Source organism: Streptococcus pantholopis (assembly GCF_001642085.1).
Classification (GTDB): Bacteria; Bacillota; Bacilli; order Lactobacillales; family Streptococcaceae; genus Streptococcus; species Streptococcus pantholopis.
On sequence record NZ_CP014699.1, the window covers coordinates 1,895,073 to 1,919,102 of the forward strand.

25 protein-coding genes and 1 other RNA gene are annotated in these 24,030 nt (G+C 43.0%); 3 read left to right on the forward strand and 23 right to left on the reverse strand.

What is annotated here, in order from left to right; all coding sequences use genetic code 11:
- The first annotated feature begins 10 nt into the window (after positions 1-10).
- Entirely contained in the window at positions 11-907 is an 897-nt protein-coding gene (galU, locus tag A0O21_RS08770) for a UTP--glucose-1-phosphate uridylyltransferase GalU (protein ID WP_067064357.1), read from the forward strand.
- 76 nt (positions 908-983) lie between these two features.
- On the opposite strand, the gene A0O21_RS08775 is transcribed toward galU, so the two are convergent.
- The 18 genes from A0O21_RS08775 to A0O21_RS08850 all read right to left on the reverse strand — a co-directional run bounded on the left by A0O21_RS08775 (position 984) and on the right by A0O21_RS08850 (position 17,968).
- Positions 984-1,655: a rhomboid family intramembrane serine protease gene (locus A0O21_RS08775; RefSeq protein ID WP_067064359.1), complete on the reverse strand. Its 672-nt coding sequence runs from the start codon at positions 1,653-1,655 to the stop codon at positions 984-986.
- A complete protein-coding gene (locus tag A0O21_RS08780) occupies positions 1,652-2,182 on the reverse strand; it encodes a 5-formyltetrahydrofolate cyclo-ligase (RefSeq protein ID WP_067064361.1) in 531 nt (176 codons plus the stop codon). Before A0O21_RS08780 ends, A0O21_RS08775 begins: the two co-directional genes overlap by 4 nt.
- A gap of 338 nt (positions 2,183-2,520) precedes the next feature.
- Positions 2,521-3,648, reverse strand: a complete 1,128-nt coding sequence (locus A0O21_RS08785) for an N-acetyldiaminopimelate deacetylase (RefSeq protein ID WP_067064362.1) — start codon at positions 3,646-3,648, stop codon at positions 2,521-2,523.
- A 91-nt stretch (positions 3,649-3,739) separates the two neighbouring features.
- Positions 3,740-4,438, reverse strand: a complete 699-nt coding sequence (gene dapD / locus A0O21_RS08790; protein ID WP_067064364.1) for a 2,3,4,5-tetrahydropyridine-2,6-dicarboxylate N-acetyltransferase — start codon at positions 4,436-4,438, stop codon at positions 3,740-3,742.
- A 600-nt stretch (positions 4,439-5,038) separates the two neighbouring features.
- Complete coding sequence (locus A0O21_RS08795) at positions 5,039-6,172, reverse strand: glycoside hydrolase family 3 N-terminal domain-containing protein (protein WP_082854443.1); 1,134 nt, start codon at positions 6,170-6,172, stop codon at positions 5,039-5,041.
- A 139-nt stretch (positions 6,173-6,311) separates the two neighbouring features.
- Positions 6,312-6,992, reverse strand: coding sequence for a fructose-6-phosphate aldolase (locus tag A0O21_RS08800; RefSeq protein WP_067064367.1), 681 nt, complete (start codon positions 6,990-6,992; stop codon positions 6,312-6,314).
- Between the two features lie 630 nt (positions 6,993-7,622).
- Positions 7,623-7,988 carry a PTS glucitol/sorbitol transporter subunit IIA gene (locus A0O21_RS08805; RefSeq protein WP_067065264.1) on the reverse strand — a complete coding sequence of 122 codons (366 nt, stop codon included), beginning with the start codon at positions 7,986-7,988 and terminating at the stop codon, positions 7,623-7,625.
- Positions 7,989-8,020: 32 nt separating this feature from the next.
- A complete protein-coding gene (srlE, locus tag A0O21_RS08810; RefSeq protein WP_067064369.1) occupies positions 8,021-9,037 on the reverse strand; it encodes a PTS glucitol/sorbitol transporter subunit IIB in 1,017 nt (338 codons plus the stop codon).
- Between the two features lie 35 nt (positions 9,038-9,072).
- Positions 9,073-9,618: a PTS glucitol/sorbitol transporter subunit IIC gene (gene srlA, locus A0O21_RS08815; RefSeq protein WP_067064371.1), complete on the reverse strand. Its 546-nt coding sequence runs from the start codon at positions 9,616-9,618 to the stop codon at positions 9,073-9,075.
- A 23-nt stretch (positions 9,619-9,641) separates the two neighbouring features.
- A complete protein-coding gene (locus A0O21_RS08820) occupies positions 9,642-10,133 on the reverse strand; it encodes a transcriptional regulator GutM (RefSeq protein ID WP_067064373.1) in 492 nt (163 codons plus the stop codon).
- On the reverse strand, positions 10,133-11,995 hold the full coding sequence (locus A0O21_RS08825; protein WP_067064374.1) for a BglG family transcription antiterminator: 1,863 nt from the start codon (positions 11,993-11,995) through the stop codon (positions 10,133-10,135). Before A0O21_RS08825 ends, A0O21_RS08820 begins: the two co-directional genes overlap by 1 nt.
- Before the next feature lie 270 nt (positions 11,996-12,265).
- On the reverse strand, positions 12,266-13,066 hold the full coding sequence (locus tag A0O21_RS08830; protein ID WP_067064376.1) for an SDR family oxidoreductase: 801 nt from the start codon (positions 13,064-13,066) through the stop codon (positions 12,266-12,268).
- 225 nt (positions 13,067-13,291) lie between these two features.
- Entirely contained in the window at positions 13,292-14,635 is a 1,344-nt protein-coding gene (locus tag A0O21_RS08835; RefSeq protein WP_067064378.1) for a glucose-6-phosphate isomerase, read from the reverse strand.
- A gap of 245 nt (positions 14,636-14,880) precedes the next feature.
- Positions 14,881-15,783 (reverse strand): helix-turn-helix domain-containing protein, encoded by a 903-nt coding sequence (locus tag A0O21_RS08840; RefSeq protein ID WP_067064381.1) that lies wholly within the window; start codon positions 15,781-15,783, stop codon positions 14,881-14,883.
- 265 nt (positions 15,784-16,048) lie between these two features.
- A complete protein-coding gene (locus A0O21_RS11100) occupies positions 16,049-16,180 on the reverse strand; it encodes a hypothetical protein (RefSeq protein WP_257722077.1) in 132 nt (43 codons plus the stop codon).
- Positions 16,181-16,408: 228 nt separating this feature from the next.
- On the reverse strand, positions 16,409-16,552 hold the full coding sequence (locus tag A0O21_RS10940; RefSeq protein ID WP_173644637.1) for a hypothetical protein: 144 nt from the start codon (positions 16,550-16,552) through the stop codon (positions 16,409-16,411).
- 121 nt (positions 16,553-16,673) lie between these two features.
- Complete coding sequence (locus A0O21_RS08845; RefSeq protein ID WP_067064383.1) at positions 16,674-16,901, reverse strand: hypothetical protein; 228 nt, start codon at positions 16,899-16,901, stop codon at positions 16,674-16,676.
- Positions 16,902-17,095: 194 nt separating this feature from the next.
- Positions 17,096-17,968, reverse strand: coding sequence for a helix-turn-helix domain-containing protein (locus A0O21_RS08850; protein WP_067064385.1), 873 nt, complete (start codon positions 17,966-17,968; stop codon positions 17,096-17,098).
- Between the two features lie 612 nt (positions 17,969-18,580).
- Here A0O21_RS08850 and A0O21_RS08855 point away from each other — a divergent pair.
- On the forward strand, positions 18,581-18,760 hold the full coding sequence (locus A0O21_RS08855) for a hypothetical protein (RefSeq protein ID WP_067064387.1): 180 nt from the start codon (positions 18,581-18,583) through the stop codon (positions 18,758-18,760).
- Between the two features lie 116 nt (positions 18,761-18,876).
- Here A0O21_RS08855 and ffs read toward each other — a convergent pair.
- The 5 genes from ffs to A0O21_RS08880 all read right to left on the reverse strand — a co-directional run bounded on the left by ffs (position 18,877) and on the right by A0O21_RS08880 (position 23,339).
- Positions 18,877-18,973, reverse strand: an RNA gene (gene ffs / locus A0O21_RS08860) — signal recognition particle sRNA small type.
- A gap of 61 nt (positions 18,974-19,034) precedes the next feature.
- Positions 19,035-19,508 (reverse strand): tRNA adenosine(34) deaminase TadA, encoded by a 474-nt coding sequence (gene tadA, locus A0O21_RS08865; protein ID WP_067064389.1) that lies wholly within the window; start codon positions 19,506-19,508, stop codon positions 19,035-19,037.
- Positions 19,508-20,284, reverse strand: a complete 777-nt coding sequence (locus tag A0O21_RS08870; RefSeq protein ID WP_067064391.1) for an MBL fold metallo-hydrolase — start codon at positions 20,282-20,284, stop codon at positions 19,508-19,510. Before A0O21_RS08870 ends, tadA begins: the two co-directional genes overlap by 1 nt.
- A gap of 153 nt (positions 20,285-20,437) precedes the next feature.
- Complete coding sequence (locus A0O21_RS08875) at positions 20,438-22,879, reverse strand: ATP-dependent Clp protease ATP-binding subunit (RefSeq protein ID WP_067064394.1); 2,442 nt, start codon at positions 22,877-22,879, stop codon at positions 20,438-20,440.
- A 4-nt stretch (positions 22,880-22,883) separates the two neighbouring features.
- The gene (locus tag A0O21_RS08880) at positions 22,884-23,339 is read right to left on the reverse strand and encodes a CtsR family transcriptional regulator (RefSeq protein ID WP_067064395.1); all 456 of its coding nucleotides are present in this window, start codon (positions 23,337-23,339) and stop codon (positions 22,884-22,886) included.
- Between the two features lie 218 nt (positions 23,340-23,557).
- Between A0O21_RS08880 and A0O21_RS08885 the strand changes: the two genes are divergently transcribed.
- Positions 23,558-24,022 carry a COG2426 family protein gene (locus A0O21_RS08885; RefSeq protein ID WP_067064397.1) on the forward strand — a complete coding sequence of 155 codons (465 nt, stop codon included), beginning with the start codon at positions 23,558-23,560 and terminating at the stop codon, positions 24,020-24,022.
- Positions 24,023-24,030 lie beyond the last annotated feature (8 nt).

The window sequence follows — 24,030 nt, forward strand, 5'->3', positions numbered from 1 at the left end:
GGAGTTTTTTATGAAAAAAGTCAGAAAAGCAGTGATACCTGCAGCTGGTCTCGGAACACGTTTCTTACCTGCCACCAAAGCTCTCGCCAAGGAGATGCTGCCAATTGTGGATAAGCCGACTATTCAGTTTATTGTTGAAGAAGCCTTGAAATCAGGTATTGAGGACATTTTAGTTGTTACCGGTAAGTCAAAGCGTTCTATCGAAGACCACTTTGATTCCAATTTTGAATTAGAATACAACCTCAAAGAAAAAGGAAAAAATGATTTATTAAAATTGGTCGATGAAACAACTGGTATCCGCCTTCACTTCATCCGCCAGAGTCATCCACGCGGACTGGGCGATGCTGTTCTGCAGGCTAAGGCTTTTGTCGGCAATGAACCGTTTGTGGTCATGCTGGGCGATGATTTGGTGGATATCACCGGCAGTCAGGCTGTCCCTTTGACCAAACAGCTGATAGACGACTACGAAGCAACCCATGCCTCTACAATTGCTGTCATGCAGGTCCCTCATGAAGAAACAGCTGCCTACGGCGTTATCGCCCCTCAAGGCGAAGGGGTCAACGGTCTGTACAGCGTAGATACTTTTGTTGAGAAACCCCTGCCGGAAGAAGCACCAAGTGACTTAGCTATTATTGGCCGCTATCTGCTGACGCCTGAAATTTTTGCTATTCTGGAAAATCAGGAGCCAGGTGCCGGAAATGAAGTTCAGCTGACTGATGCTATCGATACACTTAACAAAACTCAGCGTGTTTTTGCTCGTGAGTTCACCGGCAGCCGTTATGATGTCGGAGATAAATTTGGCTTTATGAAAACCTCTATTGATTATGCTTTGCAGCACCCTCAAGTTAAAGATGATTTGAAACGCTATATTATCAGTTTAGGACAAAGCCTGTCGGATCAGACTTAATCTTTATAAAAAGCCTCTTTGGGAATCAGAACGATTGTCTGATCTCCAAAGAGGCTTTTTTATAAGATTCATCTCCCTAAGAAAAGGCAGCAAAAAGCATAGTGGCCATCAAAGCCAGATAAACTAAAAGAGCTGACAGGCGCTGGGTTCTGCTGAAAGTATTGGCCTCATAAAGAGTTGGCAGAAAAACAGCACACAAAGCACCGCCGATCAAACCACCCAGATGGCCTGATAAGCTAATACCCGGGGTGACTAGATTAAAAACCAGATTCAGCACTATCAATACAACATAAGAACGCCCCAGCTGCCGCAGCATCGGGTTAGAGCCAAAATAACCAATGATGGCAACTGCTGCAAACAAACCAAATAAAGAAGTCGAGGCTCCCGCTTCAACTACTGAGGGCTCAAAAAAGAAAACAAAAATATTGCCGGAAAGACCCGCTAATATGTAGAGCAGCAAGAAACGGCCCGAACCCCAAATCTGTTCAGCTATCCTGCCGATAAAATAGAGGGACAGGGCATTAAAGATAAAATGCTCCCAGCCTATATGGACAAAAATCGGTGTGATCAAGCGCCAAGCCTGATTCGGAAAAATTTTCAGAATTTCACCGTACAAACCGCCAAAGGTTATCACCGCCTGTACTGAAGTTGCCTGCCCAAAATACAGCAGCTGCATCAGTAGAAACAGCAAACTTGTCAGTGACAATAAAAATAAGGTAACCGGATTTCTTTTAAATTCTTCTTTCATTGAGAAAAAACCTCCATTACTGCAATATCATGCGCATCTTCCTGAAATTCAATCCTTTGCCGGGCATATATCGTACTGAATGTCCTGCCCTTAAAATTCCCCAAATAACGGTCATAGTAGCCCTTGCCGAAACCAATGCGAAAACCTTTCGGGTTAAAGGCCAGCCCGGGGACATGTATCAAATCAATCTCTGAGGAAGCAACTGCCTTCTGTCTGCCATCCGGCTCCAGAATACCAAATTGACTTTTCACCAGATAATCGGGATGATAAGGAGCAAATACCATTTCTCCCTGCGGCTGAGTCCGAGGGATAAGAATTTTTTTGCCATCTTTGACAGCTCTCTCTATCAGGAGCTGGGTGTTGTATTCAAAAGCTAGAGCCATATAAGTCGCGATAACTTGACTGTCTTGGTAAGCTCTTGATTTTATGACCTCTTCCAGCAGCAGCTTATCAAGCCCTGCTTTTTCTTTTTGACCCTGAGTTTTCAAACTCTTGATGAGATGCTGTCTGATTTCTTTTTTGTTCATGATAATATCATAACATAAAGTCTGTTTGATTTTAAAAAAATATAATCTAACAGTTTATTTTAAGGTTTCTTTAAGCTTTCCCTGATAATATATAGTTATCCTAAAACGGCGGCTTGAAAAAGCTGCCGGGAAGGGAATAACCTTACCCTAGTTATTTCCTTTTTCATAAATCTCCTGGGCGTAAGCAGACATGCTTACGCTCTTCCCTTTTATCTTTGAAAAATCCCTGACAGCAATAGTCTGTCAGGGATTTTTTCGTATAAAGAGCGGAGTGTCAATTTTTAGAAAGACAGCTCTATAGCTCTAAGACTTCCTTTTATTTCCCTTTAGAGCGCTCTTTAATTTGTCTTGCTTCTTAAAAAAGGAGCAATTGTTTGAACGGCAAAAGACAAGGCCTCTTCTTTTGGACTCATTTTAGGATGGTGCAACGGATAGGGCGTATCAACCCCCAGCCAAAACATGACACCGGGCACTTTATTCAAAAGGTAGCCAAAATCCTCACCAGTCATAGCAGGGGCACAGTCAATCAGGTTGACCCCTTCCTGAGCAGAGAAATAGGCCATCAGCCGGTCAGCCAATTCAGGGTCATTTTCTACTGGCAGATAACCTGAGGGATTAAGCTCCAAATCTAGTTTAAGGCCAAACGAGGAAGCAATCCCTTCTGCTATATCACGAACCCGCTTTTGAACATGTAAACTCATTTCTTGAGTTAAAGCTCGAATTGTTCCGTGCAAGGAGGCTGTTCCGGCGATAACATTATTAGTTGTCCCGGCATGCATAGACCCAAAAGTTACTACTGCCCCTTCAATCGGATTAACACTGCGGCTGACTACCGATTGAACCTGAGTGATAAAATAACTTGCTGCAACCAAGGCATCGTTAGCCGTATGCGGAAAAGCTGCATGACCGCTCTGACCGGTAAAAGTGATTTTCACCTCACAAGTACCGGCAAATAAGGTACTGCGGTTAGTAGCTATATCTCCGACCTTCAGATCAGGGCGCACATGCAGGCCGTAAAATTCATCCGGCAGCCAGTCACCAAATGCGCCGTCTCTATACATCAGCATCCCTCCGGCCGCATTCTCTTCTGCAGGCTGAAAAAGAAAAAGCAGATGGTGCTTTGGCTGAGCCTGCACCAAATCATCTAACAATCCCAGAGCTATTGTCATATGCATATCATGACCGCAGGCATGCATCCGGTCGGTATGAAGTGATTTAAATTCAAGGCCGGTCTCCTCAACAATCGGCAGACCATCAATATCTGTCCGCCAGCCGATTATTTTGCCCGGCTGATAGCCTTCCAGAAATACCAGAATCCCTGTCTGCCATGTTTTGATATGCACAAAATCCTTAGAGGCTGTTAAATCCTTAATCGTTTTGAGCAAAAAATCATGGGTTTTAAATTCCTGCAGGCCAATCTCTGGTATTTGATGAAGGGCACGCCGTGTCGCTTTTAAATCAATCATTTTTTACAATCCTCCGGTAAAATCAAGATTATCAGCCTGATTTCCCCTGTTCTGACAGCTTTTTAGCTTAACTAAGTAAAGACAGCGAAATTTAAAGGCTGCGCAAAGCATCCTCCAAGGCCGTTTTTTGCTGGGTTTGCTTATCAATTTTTTTGATAACACGTGCCGGTACACCGGCCACAACCGCATTTTCCGGTACATCCTCAGTGACAATAGCGCCAGCAGCAACTACCGACCCGCTGCCGACTTGAACCCCTTCAAGCACAACCGCATTAGCCCCCACAAGAACGTTGTCACCAACACGGACAGGCTCGGCACTGGCAGGCTCAATCACTCCGGCAAGGACAGCACCGGCACCGATATGGCTGTTTTTCCCAACATAAGCACGGCCTCCAAGAACTGCACCCATATCAATCATACTACCAGAACCGATTTCAGCACCAATATTGATGACAGCACCCATCATAATAACAGCATTATCTTCAATCGTAACCTGATCACGAATAATAGCTCCCGGCTCAATGCGGGCATTAATGTGACGTGTGTCTAAAAGCGGAACAGCCGTGTTTCGCCCGTCCTGCTCAACCACGTAATCCTGATTTTCAGTCAAATTTTCTAACAACGGAACAATATCCTGCCAATCTCCAAAAAGGACATTGCCTAACTTAAGAACATTGTCCGGCACAGCAGCAGCTAATTCACCTTCAAAGGTTACTTTGACCCGTGTGTGCTTCTTGGCATTCCCAATAAATGCGATAATTTCCTGTGCAGTCATCTTTTGTGCAGTCATATTTCCTCCTCAAATAAGATACAAAGCCCGTTTAAAAATCCGTATGAAAATGACGGTAAGTCCGAAATCTATGATTTCGCAGACGCACCTCTGCCAAGACAACTAGAAAGCTGCTGTCGGCCACTAGGACGGCAAAGCTTTCAGACGGCTACGGCTTTTCTAATCAATTGCTATTACAAAGCATGGTTATACCATCTTTTTCACTAGGATTTTAGGGCGTATTCAGTTTCACCAAGATACAAAGGGCGTTTAAAGCTCACAGCAAAAATAGGAGCCTGACCGCCGAGTCACTAAAGACTCTAGGGAAGGCTGCACTCACAGAGTAGCCACATTCGTACGTCAGCATACGCTTCCTACGACTGCGTCTCTTTTTTGCAAAGAGCTTAGCCCGTGTTCAGTTCAAATAAGATATAAAGGCTGTCTGAAAAAAACAGCAACCAAGGGTACAAAGGGAGGCTGCGCTCTCGTCCATCCTCAGCCATTTTACAGTTTAAACAAACCTTGCTAAACAATACCTTTATTATATCAGACTTTGAAAGGTAAATCTATAATAGCCTAGATACTAAAAATAAGGTGTTTAAATCCGCTGAATAAGCAAAGCTACTTCCCTCGCTTCTTAAGCAGGCCCAAATCGTACTTCCACGCTAAAATGCGGCTGACAGATTCATCAAGGCGGTCTTCGCTTAGATCTCCCGCTTTAACTTTTTCAAGAAGATAGGTGATTTGACTGGGATATTTGGAACTCATAATCATATCTCCGCCGGCTTGGACAACTTGATAAGCGGCTTCTTCCTGACTGGTGAATTTATTTAAAGCAGCCATATCCATATCATCTGTAATGGTTACGCCGTCAAAATTCAGGTCTTTTCTTAGAATAGTATACATCTTTTCAGATAGAGAAGCCGGAACATCATCAATAGATGTGACTATGTGATGGCTCAGCAGAATACTGTCTGCTCCCTGCTTAATCCCAGCAGCAAATGGTAAAAAATCAGCTGATTCAAGCTCTTCAAGGCTGCGCTGGTCATAAACAAGATCAGTATGTGTATCAGCATTATTGCCATAACCGGGAAAATGTTTCAGTGTTGAAGCAAACTGTTCCTTTTTTAGAGTTTCCACAACTCCTGCAACATAGTTGGCAGTCGTTTGTGCATCCTGCCCCAAAGTTCGTTCATAGATAAAAGCCTTTTTTTCAGTTGCAACATCAGCAACAGGAAACAAGCCAGCCGTTATACCGACTGATTTTAAAAGCTGGGCTTTAGCAGCTGCATCATCAACAACAGCAGGCAGCCCGCCTGTCTGATAAAGAACCATAGGCGATTCGAAATCTTTAGACAAAATGGGGCTAATCCGTGTCACAAGCCCGCCCTCTTCATCTGAAGCGATAATCATAGGGATAGCCGAAACTTCCTGATAGGAAGCTGTCAACGCTCGAATATCATTTAAGCGGCGTCCTTCAAAATCGCGGCTAAACAAGAGGTAGGCTCCCAAATGGTAAGTCCTGATATCATCGAGAGCTGACTCTTCTGGTACTCTGGCAAAGAAAAGCTGACCGACTTTCTCCTCAACGGACATCTCTGCAAGATAAGCAGCAATAGTCTTTGTTTTGGCTGATTCCACATCAGGCTGTACAGGAGGTCTTGAGGTCCCAGCAGGTGTTTGATAAAACCGAAGGCCTATATAGCCCAGGCCAATCAGACCGAAGACGCTGACTAGTGTTATTATCCTCTTCATAGCTATTAGTATAACAGAAAATATACAACTTCACATGAACAGACTAATAAAGCCGGTCCACAGTCGGCCGGCTCTATTCTTATTCTTGATTTAAGCTTATCTAATGTACCGAAGCACCGGTACTCTAAGCAGTAAAGCTTTATAAATCTGCAATTGTTTTTTCCTCACCAAAAACAGCGAACCAATCATTTCTAAAAGCCTGTACAGCCTGATCGACTGAAGGAAGAGCCAAGGCCTGTTCGAGGAGCTCCGGAGCTACGGTAACAGCCTGCCCTCCAGCTTCCAAAGTTCGATTGATTTGTTCGATATTTTTGTAACTGGCTCCTAAAATCTGTGCTGAAGACGCTGTCCGCTTAATCTCATCTGCTATTGCAGCAATCGTTGCGGCTGCATCACTATTTAGGTTTTCCATGCGGTTATAATAAGGCGCTACATAATCCGCACCTGCTGCAATAGCCAGATGAGCCTGCATTTTAGAATAAACGGCCGTAGCCGTAGTATGAACACCAGATTTACGCAGCAGTTTAATCACTTTTAGACCTTCGGCAGTTACAGGCACTTTAATGTAAACATCTCTGTCAACCTTATCTAAAACAGCGTCTGCTTCTGCCAGCATCTCTTGAGCTGTTAAAGCGATAACTTGAACATGCAAAGACTGATCTCTGCCAATAATCTGGCGAATCTGACGCAAATGAGCAAAGAAATCTATCCGTCCCTCTTTTTTTATAATAGAAGGGTTCGTTGTTACTCCTGATAGAGGCAAAAAATCCTGATACAAGCGGATAGCCTCCAAATTGGCCGTATCCAGCATTAATTTCATTCCGTTCCTCCTAAAGATACAAAGGGCGTATAAAACGCAAAAGGAAATAAGGGACTGACTGCTGAGTCACCAAAGACTCTGAGACAGACCATACTCACAGAGCAGCCACATTCGTAGGTCAGCTTACGCTTCCTGCGATTGCGTCTCTTTTCCTGCAGCGTTTAGGCCGCATCCAGTTCCAACAAGATACAAAGCCCGTTTAAAACGTAAAAGGAAAATAGGGGACTGACTGACGAATCGCCAGATTCTAAGTCAGGACATCTTTTTCCCGCAGCGTTTAGGGCGTGTTCAATTAACAAGATACAAAGCCGGTTTAAAAATCTGTATGAAAATGGTGGTAAGTCCGAAATCTTTGATTTCGCAGACGCACCCCTGCCAAGACGACTAGAGAGTTGGACAGAACCCCAGACCACAAAGTTCCTTGTCCCACCCCCCACAAAGCCTAGTAGGCCATTTAAAGCTTTAAAAAAGCGAATAAAGTGCCACTAGACGACTAGGGTCTTGCACATAACACTATAACAAACATTAAGGCTTATTTTTAAAATCGTCCTTCAGACGGCTACGGCTGCTAAATTAATAGCCGGAACTGAACTGAGTGTACTTTTTGCTCAGACTTGAGTTCTGTTTTATTTATGCAAACAGCTGAATGACAGTGCCTTCCTTGAGTTCTAGTTCTGCCTGAGGTGCAACATGCAGGGTCCCGGGGAGACTTTCTTGAGGCGATCCGTCCAAGGAAACAGTAATATGGCCAAGACCGCGTAAATTTTTCTCAACAACACTGCCAACAGCTGTAATCTCGCAGTTAACACCGTCAACAAGCAGACGGCCGCCAACGGAGATAGAGCCGCTTAAATTTTTATTATCAATTTTATAGCAGTATTCTGCTAAATCATCAGGTGCTTCCTCCCCGAAAAGAATCAGCATGTTAGCATCGGTAATCATCCCTGCAGCCTCCGGACCGACTGCAAGTACAGTTGCTTCAAAAATTTTTGTCATCTCTTTCATCCTTTCTCATCAGTTAAGCCATTTTATTGGTAAAGGCCAATGCTGGCAATCCAAGCCACAATAACACGAGGTACACCATTTAAAAAGCGAGAATACAATACGGACGGCACACCAACTTCAACTGTTTCTGATTTTGCTTCAGTCAGACCAAGTCCAACAGGGATAAAATCACAGCCATTTTGCGTATTAATAGCAAACAGGGCAGGCAAAGCCATTTGCGGCGGAATATTGCCTTTGCCGATTTCTACACCAATCAGGGTTCCGACGATTTGTGAAATAACAGCGCCCGGGCCTAAGAGAGGTGATAAAAACGGCAGGGAACAGACAAAACCGACCAAAATCAGACCCCAAATATTGCCAGCAAGCGGAGCAAGGAGATTAGCGATCCAATCGCCGACACCTGATCCGTTAATAACACCGATAATCAGTGATACAAAGGCCATGAAAGGCAAAATGGTATTAAGCATGGTCTGAATCGCTTCACGCGCCGCCTGATTAAAGGTCGCAACAACCTTGCCGGCTCCCATACCAATGCGGGCGATAAAACTCGATTCAGCTCGCTGTTCGGTAATTTTTTTACTTGTATCATAGCCAGACCCTGCTTGCGCCTGACCTGCTTCTTTTGCTTCCCCTGCTTGAGATGATTGTGCAAAGGCTTTGACATCAGCATCAGCCAAGGAAATCTGTTCAAGACCGACTGCCGATACATAGATATCTTCTGTAATGTACTGTGCCAGCGGTCCGCTTTTACCAGTCGGCACAATATTGATAGTAGGAATATTTTTCTTTGGATAGATACCGCAGCGCAAAGTTCCGCCGCAGTCAATAATCGCTAAGGCAATTTCTTCATCGGGAATGGAAGTCTTAAATCCATTTACAGCTTCCATGCCGGTCAATTCAACAATTTTGTCCACAATATCTGGCTTTTCACCCCCGCCAGTCACATAGATAAATTTGTGTTTTTCTTCTGTCGGTGTAATGGTTAAGGGACCGCCAAAGCCGCCGTTACCTTTAACAACTTTTATACTTTTATAAGCCATATATTTGCTCTCTTTCCTTTCTTTAGTACTGTCTTTTATAGTTCAACCGTTTTACTCAGAGTCACACCCTGCTGTTTGGCTACAAAGGCGGTCGTAAAGTCTGTCACCCAGCCGCCGACAAAATTCATAATCAAACCAACCAAAAGATAACGAATCGCTAATTCCATTTCATTCAGACCTAAGGTTTTAATACCTGAGGCAATACCCATCCAAACAAACAGTTCCCCTGGATTAATATGGGGGAAAACACCATTTGAAGTGTGGCAGAACTGCATTTGAGCTGCAATAAAGCTGGGTTTATAATATTCAGGCAGGAAACGTCCCATACTCATAGCCATCGGGTTCCCCAGCATAAAAGCAGCTATAAAGGGCAAAATCATATATCGAGTCAGTGGATTCTTAGCTGATAGTTCTCCCAGCTTATTCATCCTTTCTTCACCGATTAAAGCGATAATCGCATTCATGGCAACAAGTAGCATAAGAACAACCGGTACAATACTGGTCATCCAGCCGATAAAGTTCTCTCCGCCCAGCGTGAAGAGATTCATAAAGCCTTCAGCAAAATCTGTAATATAATGCATTATATCCTCCTTATTTCAGGCTTTTAGCCCGATCTTTTTTTATTTTTTAAATGTAATTTTAGCTGCGCCGGCAGTAATTTAACCTGATCCGCTAAATTGGACAGCGGTGCCGGCTGAGGTGTTTCTTCATAATTACCAGCTTCTGTCCTCAAAAAGATTTCCCGTGCATCTTCAATAGCTGTCTGCAGCAGTTTATTTTCCTGCCGGACAAGCGGGTTGTAACGGTCAAAATAGTGGATATCCTGGCCAATATAAGCCGGCATTGGTTTGAAGTGTGCAGCGATTGTCACCCCCTGCATCCTTTTAGCATCCAGTACCTTGCCTGTTTTATCAATAGCAAAGAGGACAATAGTGCCTGATCTTATTTTACCGGCCCGGCGTCCGATAGCCACGCGCCCTTGGCGCCGCATAGCTGTATAAACCTGATTAAAATGCTTAATCTGTCTCAAACCAAGAAAAATTTGGATAATATAGGCTGTCGTAATCAATAATCCTAAGGTAATGATTGGATTCATTAAAACACTCCTTTATTTTTCGATAAAATCAGCAGATCATCTTCTGTCCGTATTTGACGCAAGGCCTCTTTCAACTCATTGTCATTGGCTGCTCTGAAAATATCGTCATATAAAGTCAGCAGCTCTGCTTCTGTTTCCTTTTCCACAGTATCAGGGATAGCAACCATGAAAATAAATTCAGCTTCTTTATCGTGCGGCTTCTGGCCATCTACAACTCCCAACATCATAATTGTCTTCTGTTTAAGACGGTTGATAGTGTGCGGAAAAGCAATGCCGCCGCCAAATACTGTTGGCTGCTTGCTTTCCCTTTGCAGCAGCCGACTGCTAAAATCCTGATCAACCAGATCCTGTTCGGACAGCAAAGCAGCCATCTCTTTCAGATAATCCTGATAGGGCCGCCCTTTAGGCAAGCGGATATATTTCAGCATAACCGTTTCAAGATTCTTTTGCTGCAAAGCATTAACCCTTTGCCATTCTGTCTGCAGCCACTGGTCATCAAAAAGATTAGTAATGTGAATAACCGGTGAACGAAGCTGCGGAAATTTGAGCGGAACTGTTGTAAAAATAGCAAAATAGGCATCATCTGATTGCGGATTAAAACTCTCTTCCGAATAATGTACAATCTCAATATCACTACCCAATACTCGGCTCAGCTGGCGATGAATCATGGCTGCAGTCCCTCTTCCGGTCGTACAGACAACGGCTATTTGCTTAGGTATTCTTGACTGAGCAGTCTCTTGCTCCCGCAAGGCCATTTCAAAGTAAAGAGCCAAATAACCTATTTCAGCTGCTGAGATGGGATAGCCAAAGTAATTTTGAAGTTCACCCGCAGCAATCTTTGCCATTTCAAAGGCCAAAGGATATTTACTTTTAACCTCGCCATGGAAAATATCAGTGATTTGCACATGAAAAATCAAACGGTTAATTAAAAATGTTAAATGACTACATATCTCTTGGTATAGTTTTTCGACATTAAAGTCTACATTTAAGGCCGTTTGAACCCGCCTGATTACGGTTTGAAAAAAAGTCTGCAAAGCCGGATCATCGGCGTTCTGGTAAGGCAGCCCGGAAATAAACTGTATATTGAGCGGAAAAGCCAGAAAATCCTCTTCAAACTGGCTGAGAGAAATCTGATAAGCCAATTCGATGTGATAAACTAATTTTTCAATAATTTCAGCATCTTTTAAGCCATTGCTGTAATAAGGAATTGCTTGATTCAAGTGCTTCTTATGCTTAACTCTGCCAACAGTAACAGCTATGACTTTAGCCAGTAAATCCTGTATCCTTTTAGGCAGCTGATACTGCTGATAAAGCTCCTGCAGAAAAATCTGTGTATCCTGCTTTAAAATGGCAGTATCAAAATAAGCATAGACATTATGACAGTAAAAGAGACGCAAATCCAGCTCATCCCCTTCAATCTCAATCCCTCGATTCGGCCTTCCTTTAACTGAAATATGATAATCAGCAGCCAAATCCTTAACTTGTCTGAGATCTTTGTTAATAGTCGTGCGACTGACCGCAATTTCCTCTGCTAAATCATCGATCAAAAGCGGTTCAGAACTCTGCAGCAGTCTTTTAATAATATAAGAGACCCGTTTCCCTGATGAATTAAAATCACTTTCCTTGCGCAAACTTCCTGATAAGATTTCTTCTAATCGTGTATAGTCCAGGACATCAATATAAAGCTGACTGCCTGTCTGTCTGATTTGCACATCCCCGTCTAAAACATCATTTAACTGTCTAATACTCGTCTGCAAAGTTTTATAACTGATGTCTAATAAATCAAGCATATCGTCAATCGAAAGCTGGGGCTGCGCAGCCAATGCGTTTAAAATCTGATACCAACGATTAACTAATGCCACATCTACCTCCTTAACCAAGATACAAAGCCCTTAGGGTGTGTTCAATAAACCAAGATACAAAGCCCGTTAAAAGAGCAAAGCAAAAATGACAGTAAGCCAGAAATCTTTGATTTCGTAGACGCACCCCTGCCAAAACGACTAGAAGGGTGCGGTCGGCCGTAGGACGACAAAGCCTTCAGACGTTTACGGCTGCCTAACTTGAAATCAGTTCTATATTTGACCATGCTTTTTCCCGCAGCGTTTAGGGCGTGTTCGATTTAACAGCTGATCTTAGCCGCGCGTTTTACCGCCGGCCACATTAGTTGTAATTCCCGTAATATAGCTTGAACGGTCTGATAGGTAGTAGGCTACCAGATCAGCAACTTCACTCAATTTACCGCTGCGGCCAAGCGGTGTGGTGCTGGTTGATGCATAGCCTGCACGAATCTCATCAACTGTTTTTCCTCTAGTATAACCGAGCGCCTCTTCATATGCAAGCGTTCTCAATCCGGTTGCTTCCATAATCCCCGGAGCAATTCCGACAACACGTACACCGTATTTCCCCAGTTCTTTTGCCCAAGACCGTGTATAGCTGTATACGGCAGCCTTTGTAGCAGCATAAGCACTCTGACCTTCCGAACCTTCCAGACCAGCTTCTGAAGCCATATTAATAATAACTCCCTTTCGCTTGTCAACTAAGATTCTGCCGACAGCCTGACTGACCAGATACAGTCCTTTTTGATTAATCATGGTAATTTTTTCAAAAACAGCATCGTCCAGTTCATATTGGCCGTGAGGATCTTTAGGATCAACCAGAAGTCTGGGAATATTGATACCGGCATTATTAACTACAGCATCAACTGTACCAAAACGTTCAGCAACAGCAGCTACTCCTGCTTCAACTTCTTCCCGCGATGTCACATCAACCTTAACAAAAAGAAGATTATCATGCTTAAGCTCATTGTCTGCAATATCAAAATTAGCCACATTGACTTCCAAAGCCAGCAATTCTTCCACAATCGCTCTGCCGATACCTGATGAAGCTCCGGTAACGATAACTGTTTTTCCCGCAATATTTAACCAATCCGCCATAAAAAAGCTCCTTTACTAAGATACAAAGGCCGTGAAAAATCCGTTTGTTTTTGCACAGTCCTTTGTTCTGCATTAGTTTATTTTATAGCTTTATTATAAAGCGCTTACAGAAAAAATTAAGACGGCCTTTTTTCTTTTGGAGCGAAAAAATGTGCACTAATTTTAGTCCAAAAAAACCGAACCTCAGTGCTGAAGTTCGGTTTCTTTAATGATAACAGTGTTGAACTATAGGCGTGAATTCAAGTCTTCTGCTAAGTCTTCAAAGCCCGGTTTGCCCAACAGAGCAAACATATTTTTCTTATAAGCCTCAACACCTGGCTGATCAAACGGATTAACCCCGTTGAGATAGCCGGAAAGCGCAATAGCCAGCTCAAAGAAATAAATGGTGTAGCCAAGCGTGAATTCATCCTGTTCAGGAAGGGTCAGGAAGAGATTAGGGACACCGCCGTCTGTATGAGCAAGAAGCACGCCATCTGTTGCCTTTTTATTAACAAAATCAACATCTTTGCCTTGCAGATAGCCCAAGCCATCAAGGTCAGCTGATTCTGTCGGAATAGTGATGTTTTTGCGCGGCTTATCTACACGAATAACGGTTTCAAATAAATTGCGGTAACCTTCCTGAATAAATTGACCAAGTGAATGTAAATCCGTGGAGAAGTTAGCTGAAGTTGGATAAATTCCTTTTTGATCCTTTCCTTCAGATTCACCTGCCAGCTGTTTCCACCATTCGCTGAAATACTGGAGCGACGGTTCATAGTTAGCTAAAACTTCGGTGATATAGCCTTTGCGGTAAAGAATATTCCGGATAGCTGCATATTGGTAAGCCGCATTGTCAGCCAGTTTATCAGAAGCATAATCTTTGCGAGCTGCTGCTGCTCCTGCCATCAGCTGACTGATATCTGCACCTGAAGCCGCAATAGGCAACAGCCCCACTGCTGTCAGTACAGTAAAACGGCCGCCGACATTATCCGGTACAACAAAAGTTTCCCAGCCATTGGCATCTGCCTCCACTTTAACCGCGCCTTTTTGCCGGTCAGTCGTCGCATAAATCCGTTTGTTAGCTTCTTCCTGTCCGTATTTTTTAACCAAAAGCTCTTTAAAAACCCGAAAAGCAATAGCCGGTTCTGTGGTTGTTCCTGATTTTGAAATCACATTGACAGAAAAATCTTTATCTGCCACATAATCTACAAGATCAGCCAAATAGTTGGCAGAGATCGAGTTGCCGGCATAAAGAATTTTTGGTGCCTTATGATCAGCTTGTAAATTAACAAACGAGCTGTTCAAAAAATCAATAGCCGCACGCGCTCCTAAGTAAGAGCCGCCGATACCGATAACAATCAGCACCTGGCTGTCAGATTGAATTTTTGCGGCCGCTTTTTGAATCCGGGCAAACTCTTCTTTATCGTAATTTTCCGGGAGATTCAGCCAGCCGGTCATCTCCGCGCCGGGGCCCGTCCCCTGCCGCAATGCAGCATCAGCAGCCGAAACCTGCACCTGCATATAATCCAGCTCATGGGCTGCCATAAAACGATCCGTCACTTTTGAATAGTCAAATGTAATATGGGTCATCTGAGTCCTCCTTTTTGCGTTTCAGTCTCTTTACTATCATACCTCTTTGCGCCCCTTTTTTCAATGATTTGGGTGAAATTTCACAAAAGACCCTTCAAATTATTCTGCAAATCCTTCTGACTGCTTCCCTGCCGGTTTTACAAAAAATGCTGAGTCAATCTGTTTAAAATATAATATCTTAACTGCAGCAAAAATCAGAAACTGGCAGAGTTGCAGACTGACAGGAAGCATATTCTTAGTTCCTTTTAAACACGGTCTTCCTTTCTCTCATGGATAAGCTTTGTTTTTAAGAGGACATCATCAAAACTTTCTGCCAGCCAAACAGCTGCATTGTACAGCTCTTCTGCCTTGTTTCTGCATTGTTTGACATAGATATAATATTTGGCCTCAAACATCAGCGTTAAAGGAATCATGCTGTCCTGCCGTGTTTCTCTAATCAAATCATGCATTCGCTTCACTGGTACATCTAATTTTGGGTATTCAGCATGGGACGTATACAGAGCTGATAAATCTGAGAAAAAATTAATCAACTCCAGATTATAGTAGTCATCTCCAGAAATTTCCTGCTTCAGTGCCCTTGTTTCCATCTTTTGAACAAGGGCCTTATTATAAGCCCCGCTATGATGCTGAATCAGATAGAACTTAGCCAGCAGCAAATCATTCAGTGAATATCTGGGCTTAAGCAGAAGCTCTTTAAAAGCTTCCGCAAAACTGTCTTCTGCAGCCGGTCTCTGTCCCTTTCTCAAATAGTCAAAAATATTATCCAGCAAATCCAGAGTAAAAAGCTCTTCTTCCGGCAGCAAGCTAAAATAATGGTCATAAATCGTTTCAATCAGCTCTATCTTTTCGTCCAAACGCTGAGGGTCGCTGTAGCTGGGGATTTTAAAAAGCCGGTACTTCATCCGAAAATAGCTGTCAGGAAGCAGCATACCGTCCCCTGCCAGCAAAGCTGTTAAGTCTACATTTAAAACACCAGCAATATAGTCCAGTTTTAAAAGACTGGGCTGCGATTTTCCCAGCTCAATTCGCTGCAGCTGACGGACCGTTAATTCCTCCTCTGTGCCGCAGAATTCTTCACGTGTCAGCCCTCTTTCTTCCCTTGCCTGCCTTATCCGCCGTCCAATACCTTCTTTGATTGCCTGATTCATCGACTTATCTCTTTCCAAAATTCTATATTCATTTTAACACAAATTTTGGAAATATTCCAAATTTTTGCCAGCTCTGGCTTTTTGGAATGCAGCTTTTAAAGAAGCCAAAAATAAGATACTGATGTTTGGACATAAGAAAAGAGACTGAAAACTTCCAATCTCTTTTCTTCTTGTATCGGTAATGCAAATCAAAAATACGCTTGAAAAATTTTGGGCTATTCTCGATTCCTGCTGCCTAACCTGAACTTCTAGTACTAATAATTATTTAAGTTAAAGCAGCTGCACCTGCAATCACTCCTGCGGCCGCACCTCCAATAAAATAGCCGTCTCCATAAAGTTCATTCGTCTCAATTTCCTCAAAAAGCAAATTTTGTGTTTCACTTACGGTCATGTTCATATTTTTCTCCTTTATCAAGATATAAAGTCCATTTTGATTCCACTATGAAATGGTGATAAGCCAAAACTCTCTAATTTTGTCAGCCATACCCCTGTCAGGAACTTAAAAACTATGAGCTCTTACCAAGAGCTGCTTGTAATAGTCCCATCTTTTCACTAGGAGTCTCGTTCATAATCAGTTCAACATCATCCATTCATAGTATAACTTACATATTGTTATAAATAGAATTTAAGTAGCGATAGTAGCTACTGCTGCAACAGCACCTAAGCCAAGCCCAAATCCTGTAATAACATCACGCGCATTACCGTTCAATTCATTTGCATCCACCTCTTCAAAGAAGAGCTTATCAGTAACAATATTTTGTGTTTCCATCTTTTTTCCTTTCTTTTAATTGAGGCTGTATATAAGCCCATTACTCTAAAACCAGTCTGAGTACACATGATACAATAGTGATTTAAATAAACTATTTATCCCTTTTCACAAAAATAAAGTCTCAAACCCCAGTTTTCCTTTTAACTTCTTTAGTAAATTGTTCAATCCAGATGATATTGATAAATGCTATCAGAATAACAAAAACTATTACTAACAAAGATATCAGCGGCCGGCTGTCCATAAGAATAACTGATAAGATCGCTAGTAAACTGATAGCACCAAAAGAAAGTTGTAACCTCTTCAGCACCTCAGTCATTGAATCTATTTGAAGTGTTTTTTTGACCTCCATTAACTCCTCCTTATCTACTATTTTCACTAGATTTCTAACTCCATACTGGCTCTTTGACGACAGTAGAAGTTTAAGCCAGTTTCAGAAATCTTTTGAAATAATTATTTCAAAAGCGGTCACTTTTCCATCTCCTCTCAAACTTTATGTCCCTGTTATAAAGCAAAGAAAAAAAGAAGAACAGGACATCCATGTCACTATTCTTCTTTTTCTTGTAAATCGTTTGCTCTTTCTTTTTTTAGATTATTTATCAAAACCGTGTCGCCAAAATTTTCTGCTAAAGTCAGCGCTAAATCGTAGCAGGACTTGGCTTTCTGAAAGTTATGCCCCTGATAGAGATAGTATTTGGCTTCAAGCATTAATAAGATTGGTTTGTAAACATGTTGCATGGTTTGATTAACCACATCATCCATTTTATCAAGAGTCGGTTTCATATCAGAATAATCAGCTGATACAACATAGACACCGGCCAATGCAGACAAGGCACCTAAAAGTTCAACATTATAATATTCATCACCAGTTATTTCTTGTTTTAACAGTCTGGCTACAAGATGCTGGAAAGTTTTTCTGTCAAAAACAGAATCCTGACACTGTATAAAATAGTACTTAACAAGTAAAATATCATTTAAGGAATAGGTTTCTTTTGATAAGAGCTGTTTAAAGAAATCTTCATAAATCTGTTCTGCTGATCCAGATTCCCCTACGGTCATACGGTCAAAAGACTTTTCAAGTAAATCTAAAGTAAAGAGTTCTTCTTCCGGCAGCTGCTTTTTTGGGGCTAAACGCTCAGCGTCTCCATAAGAGGGAAATTTTATCAGCTTATATTTTTGTTCAAAATAGGCCTGTGGAATCTCCAAACTTTGTTCTCCCAAAAGGCTGGCCATATCAACGTTTAATGTATCTGCCAAATATTCCAGTTTGACAATCGTCGGCAGAGACTGCCCCAGCTCGATACGCATCAGCTGTCTGATAGTCAGTTCTGATTCTAGCCCGCAAACCTGCTCTCGCGATAACCCTTGTCTTTCCCGTTCGGCCCTGATGTTAGCTCCTATAATTTCTTTTGTCTTCATGAAGACTCCTTCACTCTTAACCCAACATTTTTTCTTACCAGTATACCATTTTTAGTTTAATATGATAATGACTTTTTTGTTAATAATCTATTATAAAGTATACCAGTTCAATTTTTTGCCTATATTTGCGGAAAAAATTCTAAATAAGATAGTTTTACTTTTTAATCTTTGAAAAAGGGCGCTGATATGGTTTCGCTGCTTAAAACTGCGCAAACTATTGACTATATCTCGTTTTTATGTAAAATAATAATAGAGAAGGCCGTGCCTGCAAATAAAAAGAAAAAAGCTTTCGATGAGCAGTAAGCTGAAATGCCATATTAATGATCAACTTATGATACTTAATCAAAAGCTTCTTTGACTTGTTAAACAGGGGCAGCAGCCTATCAGTTAATGAATTAAAGCATATTTTGAGGTAAACAAATAATGAATGACGAAAAACGACTTAATATTTTGCTGACTATCAATGTTGTGCTGTCACTTATTAATCTTGTCATCAGTTTTTTGAAGTAATGTTCTTAGCGCTTTGAGCACTGATTCTTTGCAACATTCGACTTTAACAGAATCTCTGCTTAAATAACAGAAGCAAGAGCTACTATTTTAAGAGGTGACAAAATGCCAGTAAGCGAAGCACAAAAAAAAGCGTCCAGAAAATGGGAGCAAAAAAACAAAGAGAAAAAGGCTTATTACTCCTACAAAGCAACTACCAAAAGCTTTATTCGCAACAAAGCGACTGCTGAAGATCTGACTGAACTTGAAGCCTTGATAGCCGAACGGCGGAAAAGTATGGATTAAATGAATAATTAGGTAAAGTTTTTATGCACTTTGCAGCCCAATGCCCCTTTTTTGCCCCTTTTTAGGATTATAAACACAAACAACCCCTTTGAAACCTTGATTTCAAAGGGGTTGTTGTATATAGACAAAAAGAGCACACAGCCTAACTCGCTTAGGGCTGCTGGATTCCTCCCCTGACCCACTTCACGCAAGACTGTTGCTCCACTGTTTATTATATCACTTTCTGCCATTTCTGCCAAGTCCCTGAAGTTCAGGCAAACAGCCGACACGGCATTTACTGCTTAGTGCGCCGCTGTCTGAAAAAATCCTGCATCAGCTGAGCACATTCTGCAGCCAAGATCCCGCTCTCCAGACTGACACGGTGGTTAAGCCGTTTGTCCTGCAAAATATTATAGAGGCTGCCTCCCGCACCAAATTTTTGATTTTCAGCACCGTAAATAACCTGAGGAATCCGGGCAAGACCGATAGCTCCGCTGCACATCACACAAGGTTCGATTGTAACAAAAAGCGTGCTGTCCAGCAGCCGCCAATTGCCTTCATGGCGGTTGGCTGCATTAATAGCCATAATCTCAGCATGCATTACAGCCTGATTTAATTCTTCTCGGGCATTGTGGCCGCGTCCGATAATTTCCCCCTTTTTGACAATCACACAGCCGATCGGGATATCTTCTTTGGCTAGAGAAAGCCGGGCTTCTTTAAGAGCCTCCTGCATAAAATAAGTTTTTTCTTCCTGTGTTAAGTCCGACATTACAATTTCCCTAAGTCCCAAAACTTGTGCGGTTCTGCCAAATCAACCGAAACACTTGGGGCATAATCTGCCGCTTGCTGACGCAGAAGCTCTAAATGATTATCCGACTCTGTGTTTTCAGGACCGAACTGAGGCAGGTGGGTTAAAACCAGTTTCTTAACTCCGGCCTGAGCTGCGATTTCCCCAGCCTCCTTAGAAGTCAGATGGGCAGGGTGCCTTTCCTGACCTGCGTAAAGATAGACATCCGCTAAAAAGAGATCGGCTCCCGCAGTAAATGGGAGCAGCTCTTCAAAATAGCCGCTGTCTCCGGTAAAAACCAGTACCTGACCGCTCTCATGCTCCACAATACGCATGGCATAGCAGACAACCGGGTGTACAGTCTTAATAAAACTGATGGTAAAAGGTCCAATTGTTTCAGTCCCGTTCACATCATAAGCGATCCCCTGAGAAACACCCTCTAAAGTCAGTTTTGCAAACTCTCCCTCATCTTCATCGTGTCCATAGGTTGGCAGAACTCTAGGCTGCCAGAGATTTTTGGGGTAAAGCTGGCGGTAATGGCGAAGAACACCTAAATCAGCCACATGATCCGGGTGGTAATGGCTGATGATGACAGCATCCAAATCCAAAGGACTGATTTCCTTTTCAAGCTCGTTAAGAGCACGGCTCCCTACATCCATCAAAAGCTGAAAACCATCTTCTCCAGTCAGCAGGTAAGAGGTCGTTCCTTGATTCTGATAGGGATAACCGCCCCAGCATCCTATTGTTGTTAATTTCATAGCAGTACCTTCTTTGCTTTTCTTAGCTTTATTATAACAAAAAAAGGACCGTCCCAAAATAAAAAGCCTTTAGAAAGAAACTTTCCAAAGACTTACCCCTGAGGCTAACCCACAAAACTCACCATGTATTCCTGAAGCAGGTCAGCTATTTTATCAAGCAAGAGCAAATGCTAATTTCCCCTTAGAGAGGCCGATTTTAACAGTCCTGCCGCTGGTTAGCTCGCCTGAGAGCACTAACTCAGACAGCCTGTCTTCAACTTGGGTCTGCAGCGCTCTGCGCAGAGGCCGGGCTCCCATTTCACTATCATAGCCATCCTGCGCCAGATACTTCAAGGCAGAAGGCTGGAATTTAAGAGTAATTCCTTTTTCTGCCAGATTGCGGATGAGCGGTGCTACCATAATCTTAACAATTTGCCGCATGTCATCCTGACTCAGGCTGTGGAAGACCACTGTTTCATCAATACGATTCAAAAATTCAGGGCGGTAGGCATGTTTGAGCTCTTCCAAAATCCGGCTCTGCATTGCTTGATAGTCCTGACTGACAGACTTGGCACCAAATCCGACAGTTTTGTCATCACGCAAGGCAGTTGCTCCTAAGTTGCTGGTCATAATGATAATGGTATTGGAAAAATCGACCTGACGGCCGCGGCTATCTGTCAGCATGCCATCGTCAAGAACCTGCAGCAAAACATTAAAAATATCCGGATGGGCTTTTTCCACCTCGTCAAAAAGGAGGACCGAATAAGGCTTGTTGCGAACTTTTTCAGTCAGCTCTCCGCCTTCTTCATAGCCAACATAGCCGGGAGGTGCCCCGTTGAGCCGGCTGGCTGCAAATTTTTCCATATATTCAGACATATCAAAGCGAATAAGAGCCGACTCATCATCAAAAAGAACCTGTGCTAAAGCTTTGGCCAGCTCTGTCTTCCCAACACCTGTCGGTCCTAAAAACATAAAAGAACCAATGGGACGGCGGCCAGTCCGAATCCCGGACTGGTTGCGGCGAATAGCCCGGCTGATAGCTGAAACAGCAGCATCCTGTCCAATAACTCGCTTGTGCAGCTCTTTTTCCAGATTAAGATATTTTTTGCTATCAGCCTGAGTCAGTTTTTCGACCGGAATTCCGGACAGCTTGCTGAGTGTACTCATAATATCATCTTCTGTCACCAGTGTAGGTTCTAGCAAATGAACGGCTGCAGCCTCTTTTAAATACTGTGAAGCTTTTTTGAAATCTCCTTGCAAAATCGCTTCATCAGCAGGAGTTAAGTAGGCAGGCGCTTCTTTTTTGACCATGTTTTGCACCTGTGCGCTCGCTTCATCCAACAGGTCAATCGCCGAATCAGGCAAATGTTTTCCTGTCAGATAGCGGCGGGCTGCTTTAACCGCTGCCAGAGCAGCTGCATCTGAAATAACGACATTGTGATAATCTTCGTAAGATTTTTTGAGTCCAAGCACAATCTCATAAGCTGCCTCTACACTAGGCTCTTCAATCAGTACTCTGGCGAAGCGCCGGGACAGAGCCGCATCCTTTTCGATATGCTTCTGATATTCCTCTTGAGTTGTTGCGCCAAGTGTCCGAAGACTCCCACGTGCCAGGGCAGGTTTAAGGATATTGGCTGCATCAAGCGTGCTGTCAATCCCGCTGCCAGACCCCATAATCGTATGCAGTTCATCAATAAAGAGAATAATGTGCCCATCTGCTTCAATATCCGCAATGATTTGGTTCATCCGCTCTTCAAAGTCCCCGCGGAAACGTGTCCCGGCAACCACACTCATCATATCCAGTTCAAGAACTTTCATATCCTGCAGTTCATAGGGAATGGCTCCGCTTACGATGCGCTGAGCTAAGCCGTAAGCAAGAGCTGTTTTCCCAACTCCGGCATCACCGACTAGGACCGGATTGTTTTTTGTTTTCCGACTGAGAATCTGTACCATACGGGAGATTTCTTTTTCCCGGCCGATAACAGGTTCCAGCCGCCCTTGGCGGGCCATTTCTGTCAAATCGCGCGTGAAATCGGAGAGCTCGCCTGCTGTTCCCGGCGGCTTCATCATATCAGAAAAATTATTGTTCGGTCTTGCTTTTTTGGGCTTACGCAAGCCATGGATAGCCTTAAGGTCTTCTTTGGTGAATCCTGCCTGTCTCTCTAGAGATTTACGTAAATCCAATAAACGGATAGATTCGCCATCATCTTTCAATTTGAAGCCGACCATTTCTAAAAGTCGGGTAGCAAGGAGATCCATATTCAGCAGCATAGCAAATAAAACATGCTCTGTACCAATCTCTTTGGCTCCAGTCACCTGACTGATTCCGTCAGCCGTCTGCAGCAGACGCTTTAAAGCCGGAGACTGCTCTATAAATTCAACTTCCTCTACTTGTTCTTTAGGAACTTTTCCAAGAGCCAAAATAGCAGCAGCTTCGTACTCCTCCAAACTGACATCAGCTTCATACTCCGCAAGACTGAGACCTGCAACAGAATCAGGAATAAAAGCCATGGCCAGCAAGATATGCCAGCTTTCAAGATATTGGCTGTCATAACGTGCAGCCTGATAGAGGGCCAGTCTGAATACCTCCTGCATTTTAAACGAATAATTACTCATTTCCTTACCCTTTTCTGTCCAATCTTTGTAAAATTTTACGCAGCATCCGGGCACGAATCTCCGGACCCTCCTGGCCTAAAACATCATCAGATGAGGTGGCCAAAATAATCTGACCTTCCCGCCTGCTGATAATCTTTTCTTCAAATAAGAGCTGAATCAAATCCGTAAAGACTTGTTCACTGATTCGATCCCCAATAGTGGCCAACAAACTGCCCAGCATCTGGTGCTGATCAGAAAAACAAACTTTTTCAATACGAATGTACCCGCCGCCCCCCCGCTTACTTTCAACAACATAGCCGCGGCTTTCAGTGAAACGGGTTTTGATGACATAATTAATCTGACTGGGAACAACACGGAAGGCATCTGCTAAATTAGAACGCTTTATTTCAGCAATCCCTGATTGAGCCAATAGTTGTTTGATATATTCTTCAATACTATCAGACGTATTTTTTGATGCCATGACATTACTTCCTCCCAGCCGTTTGACTATAACTGACTTTTATTATACCAAAATTTACAGTAATTTAAAATGAAAACCGTTTATTTCATCTGGGCCTACCTGAAAGAGCAGAAAAGACCATATCTGCATTTGTCTCGCTTATTTAAAGGGCTTTTAGTTGAGAATATTCACCGCTTAGGATAAAATGGAACATGAACGAAAAGAAAGGTCACAAGTTCATGCATTATTTTATTACATTTCTCATTTCAATGGTCCCTCTAATTGAGCTCAGAGGCGCTGTCCCTTATGCGATTGCTGCGGGTATTCCCATGTGGCAGGCTATCACAATCGGTGTTGTCGGCAACATGCTCCCCGTTCCCTTTATTTTTTTCTTTGCGCGCCGCGTTTTAGAATGGGGAGCAGATAAGCCTGTTATCAGCGGCTTTTTCACTTGGTGTTTGAAGAAAGGCCACAGCGGGGGGCAAAAGCTGAGCAAAGCAGCCGGAGAAAAAGGGCTTTTCTTGGCCCTGCTCCTCTTTGTCGGGATACCTATTCCAGGAACTGGGGCCTGGACCGGAACCTTGGCAGCCAGTATTTTGGACTGGGACTTTAAACGCAGCGTAGTCGCGGTTATGCTGGGGGTTATTCTGGCAGGATTTATTATGGCCTCCCTTACTGTACTGGGGCTTTCAGCTTTCCTGTAACTAAAAAC